This is a genomic window from Mesorhizobium sp. M7A.F.Ca.CA.002.15.2.1 (assembly GCF_003998715.1).
GTDB lineage: Bacteria > Pseudomonadota > Alphaproteobacteria > Rhizobiales > Rhizobiaceae > Mesorhizobium > Mesorhizobium ciceri.
The window spans coordinates 1-7,021 of the sequence record NZ_RZPI01000260.1 but is presented as its reverse complement, the minus strand read 5'-3'; the positions used below and the strand labels follow the sequence as shown (position 1 = coordinate 7,021).

At 63.4% G+C, this 7,021-nt stretch carries 6 protein-coding genes and 1 pseudogene; 6 read left to right on the top strand and 1 reads right to left on the bottom strand.

The annotated features are described in order from the left end of the window. Positions 1-94 precede the first annotated feature (94 nt). The 5 genes from ENZ74_RS16175 (at position 95) to ENZ74_RS16155 (ending at position 6,347) form a co-directional block, all read left to right on the top strand. Positions 95-1,714, top strand: coding sequence for a hypothetical protein (locus tag ENZ74_RS16175; RefSeq protein ID WP_063167697.1), 1,620 nt, complete (start codon positions 95-97; stop codon positions 1,712-1,714). Next, positions 1,711-2,643, top strand: a complete 933-nt coding sequence (locus tag ENZ74_RS16170) for a dimethylarginine dimethylaminohydrolase family protein (protein WP_013532649.1) — start codon at positions 1,711-1,713, stop codon at positions 2,641-2,643. The genes ENZ74_RS16175 and ENZ74_RS16170 overlap by 4 nt, the downstream gene beginning before the upstream one ends. A gap of 150 nt (positions 2,644-2,793) precedes the next feature. Further along, a complete protein-coding gene (locus ENZ74_RS16165) occupies positions 2,794-4,947 on the top strand; it encodes a penicillin-binding protein 1A (RefSeq protein ID WP_013532650.1) in 2,154 nt (717 codons plus the stop codon). Positions 4,948-5,200: 253 nt separating this feature from the next. After that, positions 5,201-5,785, top strand: coding sequence for a DUF1214 domain-containing protein (locus ENZ74_RS16160; RefSeq protein ID WP_013532651.1), 585 nt, complete (start codon positions 5,201-5,203; stop codon positions 5,783-5,785). After that, positions 5,778-6,347 carry a DUF1254 domain-containing protein gene (locus ENZ74_RS16155; RefSeq protein ID WP_013532652.1) on the top strand — a complete coding sequence of 190 codons (570 nt, stop codon included), beginning with the start codon at positions 5,778-5,780 and terminating at the stop codon, positions 6,345-6,347. Before ENZ74_RS16160 ends, ENZ74_RS16155 begins: the two co-directional genes overlap by 8 nt. A 139-nt stretch (positions 6,348-6,486) precedes the next feature. Here the strand turns inward: ENZ74_RS16155 and ENZ74_RS16150 are convergent, their stop codons facing one another. After that, complete coding sequence (locus ENZ74_RS16150) at positions 6,487-6,675, bottom strand: hypothetical protein (RefSeq protein WP_013532653.1); 189 nt, start codon at positions 6,673-6,675, stop codon at positions 6,487-6,489. 162 nt (positions 6,676-6,837) lie between these two features. Here ENZ74_RS16150 and ENZ74_RS16145 point away from each other — a divergent pair. Continuing rightward, positions 6,838-7,021, top strand: a pseudogene (locus ENZ74_RS16145) (hypothetical protein); the annotation flags it as partial.

Genomic DNA, 7,021 nt, shown 5'->3' with positions numbered 1-7,021 from the left:
GTATACGCAAGGAACCTCAGGTGAACCGAATTTGCACGAACCGGGAAAACATATCACTTTTTAGCGAACCGCTTCACTGCTTTCTTCTCATGCCATGGAGAAACCGGTGGCCACCTCGGCGCAAGCAACCGCCCTTGCCTGTCTCGACGGCATCCAGCCGTTGTTGTCCGCGTGGACACGCATCATCTTCGATTACGGCGAGACCGCGTGGCGGGAATATCAATCCGCCGCCTGGTATGTCGAGCGACTGAAACTCGAAGGCTTTTCTGTCGAAGAAGGCTCCGGCGGCATGCCGACCGCCTTCTGCGCACATTGGACCAACGGCCCCGGCCCGACCATCGGCATGTACGCCGAATACGACGCGGTGCCGGGCAATTGCCAGGATGCCGCTACGGTCGAGCGTCCGCGCCGGGGACTTGGCAACCAGGCCGGCGGCCACACCGACCCGCATTCCGGGCTGGGTATTTCGAGCCTCGGCGGGCTGCTGGCGACCAAGGCCGCGATGCAGCGCCACGGCATATCAGGCACGCTGCGCTTCACCGGCGAGCCGGCGGAAAAGGTGCGTGGGTCAAAGCCGATCCATGCCGCCAAGGGCTATTATGACGGCCTTGCCGGCATGATCTCCTTTCATCCGTTCTACATGCTGCCGCTCTGCAACACGGCGCGCTGGGACACGCATTGCGGCGCGGCCTACGCGATGATCTATCGCTTCATCTGCGACCAACCGGAGCGCTGGGCGCTGGCTGCGGGTGCTGCACCCATTCCGCAAGCACATTCGGCGGCGCGCGCGCCCGGCGCCAACGACGCATTGATGATGATGTACATGGCCTCCAAGGCTCTGCGCGATTCCATGCTGCCTCACCAGGGCGGCTGGTCGATCAGCGAGGCGATCCTGACGGCGGGGCAAGCGACCGCCGACAATTTGCCGGCGGGGCTGGCCGAGATTCAGTACATGATCCGCGTGCCGACGCTTGCCATGGCCGAGCAGGTCACCGCGGTGCTCGACCGCAATGCCGAGGCGGCGGCAGCGATGAGTGATTGCCGCACCGAGCGGCATTGGGTGTCGAAGTCACGACCGGGACTTGCCAATCATGCCATGGCCGAGATCGCCTATGAAGCGCTGTCGGCGGTCGGGCCGCCGCGCTGGGACGAAGACGCCAAGGCAGTCGCGCGCGAAATGCAGGTCAATGCCGGGCGCATGGCGAGCGACGAGCCGTTCATCGAAGAGCTGGAGCGCCTGATCGAGCCGCAGGCGGCGGAAGCGATCCTGCGCCGCGACCTGCCGCCCTCGCAGGTCAATTCGACCTCCGACGATTACACCGACATGAGCTGGCATACGCCGACGGCGCGCTTCTATGTCGCCCGCCCGGCGCTGCGTTCGGAGACCGGCTATCCCTATCCAGCCTGGGTGATGAATGCGCTGGGCGGTATTTCGGCCACGATCGACCCGATGGTGGCCTGCGCCTCCCGCACGATTGCGCTTGCCGCCCTTCGCCTGCTGGAAGACCAGACTGCCCGCGAGGCGGCGATGGACGAGTTCGTTACCCGCACCGGCGGCGGCATCGGCGGTTCGAACTGGATCGCACCGCTTTGCGACTACGAGCCGCCGATCGGGTTTCGCTGGCCAGAATATGTCACCACCCCGCGTGGACGCGACTGGTGGATACCGAGCAATCAGACACCCCCAAGTCACCTCACGAGGAGCATCCCATGACCGTTCATGACCGCATTGTCGCCGAGCCGTTTTCGCTGCAGCGCCGCAACCCCGCCGGCGGCACCAAGCCGCTGACCGCCTGGGGTTTTGCCAACGAGACCGACGTGCTGACCGACGTCCTGCTCGGCTCGCCCAATTTCCTGCGTCATCTGTCGACCAGCTCGCTGTCGCGCAAGCACCTGCGCGAGGCGCCCTGCAACGTGCAGATCGCACAAGCACAGCACAAGGACCTGGTCGCCGCCTACGAGCATTTCGGCGTCAACATCCACTGGCACGAGCCGACGCCCGAGCTGCCGATGCAGGTCTATTCCCGCGATTCCAGCGTCATGACGCCCTACGGCGCCTTCATCACCGCCATGGCCAACTGGTGGCGGCGCGGCGAGAACTATGCCGCGATCCGCACCTATGAAAAACTCGGCATCCCGATCTACGACATGGTCACGGCTGGTACGTTCGAGGGCGGCGACTTCAACGTCATCGAGGATGGCGTCGTGCTGATAGGCTGCGGCGGCGCGCGCACGCAGGAGGAAGGTGCGCGCCAGGTGCAGGCCTGGTTCGACAAGGAAGGCTGGGAAACCCGCATCGCCTTCATCGACGAATATTACGTCCATATCGACCTGATGGTGGTGCCGATCGCCGAAAAACTGACCGCCGTCTGCCTTGCCTGCACCGAGCCCGGCATTGTCGACTGGCTGAAGGGCAAAGGCCACGAGATCATCGACGTGCCGTTCCAGGACACGATGGCGCTCGGCTGCAACTTCATGTCGCTGGGCAAGGACCGGGTGATCGCGCCGACCTCCAGCCAGTCGCTGATCGGCCAGCTCAAGGCCCGCGGTTTCGAGGTCGCGGCCGTCGACATGAGCGAGATTTCGAAGACCGGCGGCGGCATCCACTGCATGGCGCAGGCGCTGAAGCGCGAACCGGCCTGAGCCGGCTCGCCCCTCAGCAACAAACCCGATACTGTGTCTTCGCTGCCCTTGTGAGTGCTGGAAAAATGGAGGAATAGTCTTGCGGAATGCATCGCCCTGAAATTGCCGGTTTGCGGTACTCAGGTCGTGCAATTGCTAGCCGGATTCCGAATGGCCAGTCCCGAACCGCGCAAGAGAAGAGGTCCGATCGCCGCCCGGCTGCTGGCGCTCGACGCGTGGATCGATTCCTCGCTCTACGAGATCGGCTTCAAGGCGCGCCAGTTCTGGGAATCGGCGACGATCTTCTCGCGGCGCTTCCGCGTCAACGGCTGGCGCCGTGGCATCATCGAAGTGTTGAGCGAAGGTTTTACGCTCGGCGCCGGCGGCATCGTGGTGATGCTGGCGCTGGCCATTCCGGCTTTCCAGGATACGGCCGGCGACTGGCGCGCCCAGGGCGACTTCGCCGTCACCTTCCTCGACCGCTATGGCAACGAGATCGGCCAGCGCGGCATCATCCAGCGCGATTCCGTGCCGGTCGACGAGATGCCCGATCACGTCATCAAGGCGGTGCTTGCTACCGAGGATCGCCGCTTCTTCGATCACTACGGCATCGATGTGCTCGGCCTTTCCCGCGCCATCTTCGAGAATGTGCGGGCCAATTCCGTCGTTCAGGGCGGCTCGAGCATAACCCAGCAGCTGGCCAAGAACCTGTTCCTCACCAATGAGCGCACGCTAGAGCGCAAGATCAAGGAAGCCTTCCTGTCGCTGTGGCTCGAGGCCAATCTGTCGAAGAAGGAAATCCTGCAGCTCTATCTCGATCGAGCCTACATGGGGGGCGGTACGTTCGGCATCGAGGCGGCCGCCGATTTCTATTTCGGCAAGAGCGTCAAGGATCTGAACCTCGCCGAGGCGGCGATGCTGGCCGGGCTGTTCAAGGCGCCGACCAAATATGCGCCGCACATCAACCTGCCGGCAGCGCGCGCACGCGCCAATGTGGTGCTGTCCAACCTTGTCGATTCCGGCTTCATGACCGAGGGGCAGGTTCTGCAGGCAAGGCTGCATCCGGCCGATGTCGTCGACCGCGGCGAGCAGAAAAGTCCGGACTATTACCTCGACTGGGCATTCGACGAGGTCAAGAAGATCGCCAAACCGGGCCAGCACTCGCTTGTTGCCCACACCACCTTCGACGCGAACATCCAGAAGGCAGCGGAAGAATCGGTGGAGTTCCACCTGCGCCAGTTCGGCAAGGAGTACAACGTCACCGAAGGTGCCGTCGTCGTCATCGAGACCAACGGCGCCGTGCGCGCCATCGTCGGCGGCCGCGACTATGGCGCCAGCCAGTTCAACCGCGCCACCAAGGCGCTGCGCCAGACCGGCTCGTCATTCAAACCCTATGTCTATGCAACGGCGATGGAACACGGCTTCACGCCCAACTCCATCATCTCCGGCGGCCCGATCAGCTGGGGGTCCTGGTCGCCGCACAATTACAGCGGCGGATCGGCGGGCAATGTAACTCTGATCATGGCTATGGCCAAATCGATCAACACCGTGCCGGTTCGGCTGGCCAAGGATCACCTTGGCATCGGGCCGATCAAGGCCATGGCCGAGGCGATGGGCGTGGAATCGCCGCTCGAAGCGCACAAGACGATGGTGCTGGGCACCTCGGGCATGACGGTGATGGACCAGGCGACGGGCTACAGCGTGTTCGCCGACAACGGTTTCGTCGGCTTCCGGCACGGCATCAGCCAACTCGTCACCCGCACCGGCGAGGTGGTTTATGATTTCGCCAAGGATGCGCCGCCGCCACACCGGGTGTTGTCGGAGCAGGCGCTGAAATCGATGAACACCATGCTGGCGGCAGTACCGGTGATGGGCACGGCGCGGCGGGCCCAACTTCCCAACATCGTCGTCGCCGGCAAGACGGGCACGACGCAATCCTACCGCGACGCCTGGTTTGTCGGCTTCACCGGCAACTACACGGCGGCGGTATGGATGGGCAATGACGATTTCACGCCGACCAAGAACATGACCGGCGGCTCGCTGCCTGCGATGGTATGGCAGCGCCTGATGGTCTATGCGCACCAGAACATCGACCTCAAGCCGATCCCGGGCATCGACAAGCCCTTCGTCGACGAGGAGATCGCTGCCAAAGCCGAGGAAGCACAGAAGAAGAGCGACGCGCAGGCGGTGGCCGATGCAGCCGCCGAACGGCCGCCGGTGCTGTCCAGCCGCACGACGCAGACGCTGCGGGACATGACCAGCCTGTTCCAGTCGGCGCCCGTCCTCAATACGCCTCAACCGCCGGAGACGCTGTCGGCGCTGTGATGGCGCGCCTCTTCCTTCTCCACCTGTGGGAGAAGGTGGATCGGCGCGCAGCGCCGAGACGGTTGAGGGGTGCTGGCCGGATCACCGTCCTTGCGAAGCTGGAACACCCCTCATCCGACCGAGCTTCGCTCGGCCACCGTCTCCCGCAGGTGGAGAAGGAAGAGGCGGCTGCAATTCTACATCGGCCCGCTTGCCACAAGGCCCTGCGCCGCGATATCCCCGAGCGGCAACTCTTCGGTGTCCCCGGCCCTTCATGCTCAAAACTGCCTTCCTGACGTTGCTTTCGCTTGCCATAGCCATCATCGGCGGTGGCGGCAGCGTCTGGTATGCGCTGAAAGTCCAGGATGGCGTCGGCGCCATCCGGATCGGTCAATGGACAGCCTTTCCCGATATCGGCACGCCGTCCGCCGATCCTTATTCCAAGGCTCGCGTGGCGCGCGAGGGCGTGCTTGCACTCGGCCGTGCCGAGGGGCTGTCCTTCGTCGCCGAGCGAGACACGGGCGGCGCCGAGCTCAAGCGCGAATGCACCTACACCATCGAGGGCGGATTTCCGACGGCGCGGTTCTGGACGCTCTACGCCGCCGACCAGTCGCTCAGCGTGGTCGAGACCGGCAAATCCCGGCTGGCGGCGCTGCAATCCTACGGGGTGGTGCGCCAGCCCGACAATTCGGTGATCATTTCCGCCGGCCATCACCCGATGCCCGGCAATTGGCTGCTGACAGACGGCTTCGGCAGGATGTATTTCGTGCTGACCTTCTACGACACGCCAATCGCCAGCAGCACGGGCCTGTCGGACGTCTCGCTGCCGCGGATCGTCAAGGTCGGCTGCGATGCGTAGTTTTTATGCGGCGATGCGCAGACTTTTGCATGCCGTCCTGCTCGGCCTGCTCGGCGCCGGCATTGTGCACATCGCCGTGCTGCTTCTGGTGCCTGAATTTTCCGAACGCGACGCCTGGTCGCGGCTGTCCATGGCTTCGGATCTCTACAAGATGACGCGGCTCGATGCCGAGGCCGGTGGGGCGCCCGTGGTGAAATCCGTCGACCCGCTGTTTTATGCAACGGCGTGCCGGTTCGACCTGGGCGAAGGTTTGGTCCGCGTCAAGGCACCTGGACATGTCCCGTTCTGGTCGGTGTCGGTCTATGACCGCAGCGGCCACAACATCTATTCCTTCAACGACCACACAGCGACCGGCGGCGTTCTGGATGCCGTGGTGCTGACGCCGGCGCAGATGATCGACGTGCGCAAGGACCTTCCAGAGGATCTTCAGGGGGCGATCTTCGTCGAAGCGCCGATCGAGGAAGGCATCTTCGTCATCCGTGCCTTCGTCCCCGACAGCAGCTGGAAGCCGATCGTGTCGCGCTTCTTCGAACAGAGTTCCTGTGAGTTGCAGGACTTCTAGAGCGTGTCGCGTCTGAACGGATTCAGACGACCCGCTTTAGGTCTTTGTTTTCATGCATGTCGTTCTCCAAAACCGAGGTCACTTTTGGGCGACATGCACTAGACATGATCCCGGACCAAAGGTCCGTGGCCGCCGAAACTCAGTGGTGCGGGACCGGCTTCGTCCCTGGCGATCCCGTCTTGTCGGGATCGACCGGCCGCACTTCGCCGGCATGCGACCGCTCATAGCGGATGCCGGGAAAGATGATCACCGCCGCCGGCATTTCGGCGGTTTGCTTTGCTCTGGTGTTTGGTGCCGTACGCGGCACGAAAGACAGTACCATGCCCATGGTTCGCGCATTCCTCTCGGTTTCCCCGGAGCACAACGCAACGCCTCCAAATGTCATTAAGGCGGCAGAGGGTTAACGGAACGCTAACGGATCGTCGCTAACTTGATCTTTGTTCTTGGTGCTCGCGAAACCGACACAATCCCGGTCGAGCGCGCCAAGCTTGTGTCGAGTACGGGCGTATCCTTCGTGTCATCTTCGGACTTCAGGCAAATCGCGGTACGAAAAGACTCGGGAAAGGCCGAAAGGCTGTTCCGCGCCGCAGTGTCGGCGTTCTGCTCGCTCACCCGCCCTTCACGCCGCGAGATCGGCCAGCTCGAAGACCTGACGCTGCCGCTGTTCAATGACG

What these genes read in the sequence shown, in the direction of transcription:
- ENZ74_RS16175 (WP_063167697.1), top strand. Translation starts at nt 95, where the DNA reads ATGGAGAAACCGGTGGCCACCTCGGCGCAAGCAACCGCCCTTGCCTGT.
- ENZ74_RS16165 (WP_013532650.1), top strand. Translation starts at nt 2,794, where the DNA reads ATGGCCAGTCCCGAACCGCGCAAGAGAAGAGGTCCGATCGCCGCCCGG.
- ENZ74_RS16155 (WP_013532652.1), top strand. Translation starts at nt 5,778, where the DNA reads ATGCGTAGTTTTTATGCGGCGATGCGCAGACTTTTGCATGCCGTCCTG.
- ENZ74_RS16160 (WP_013532651.1), top strand. Translation starts at nt 5,201, where the DNA reads ATGCTCAAAACTGCCTTCCTGACGTTGCTTTCGCTTGCCATAGCCATC.
- ENZ74_RS16150 (WP_013532653.1), bottom strand. Translation starts at nt 6,675, where the DNA reads ATGGGCATGGTACTGTCTTTCGTGCCGCGTACGGCACCAAACACCAGA.
- ENZ74_RS16170 (WP_013532649.1), top strand. Translation starts at nt 1,711, where the DNA reads ATGACCGTTCATGACCGCATTGTCGCCGAGCCGTTTTCGCTGCAGCGC.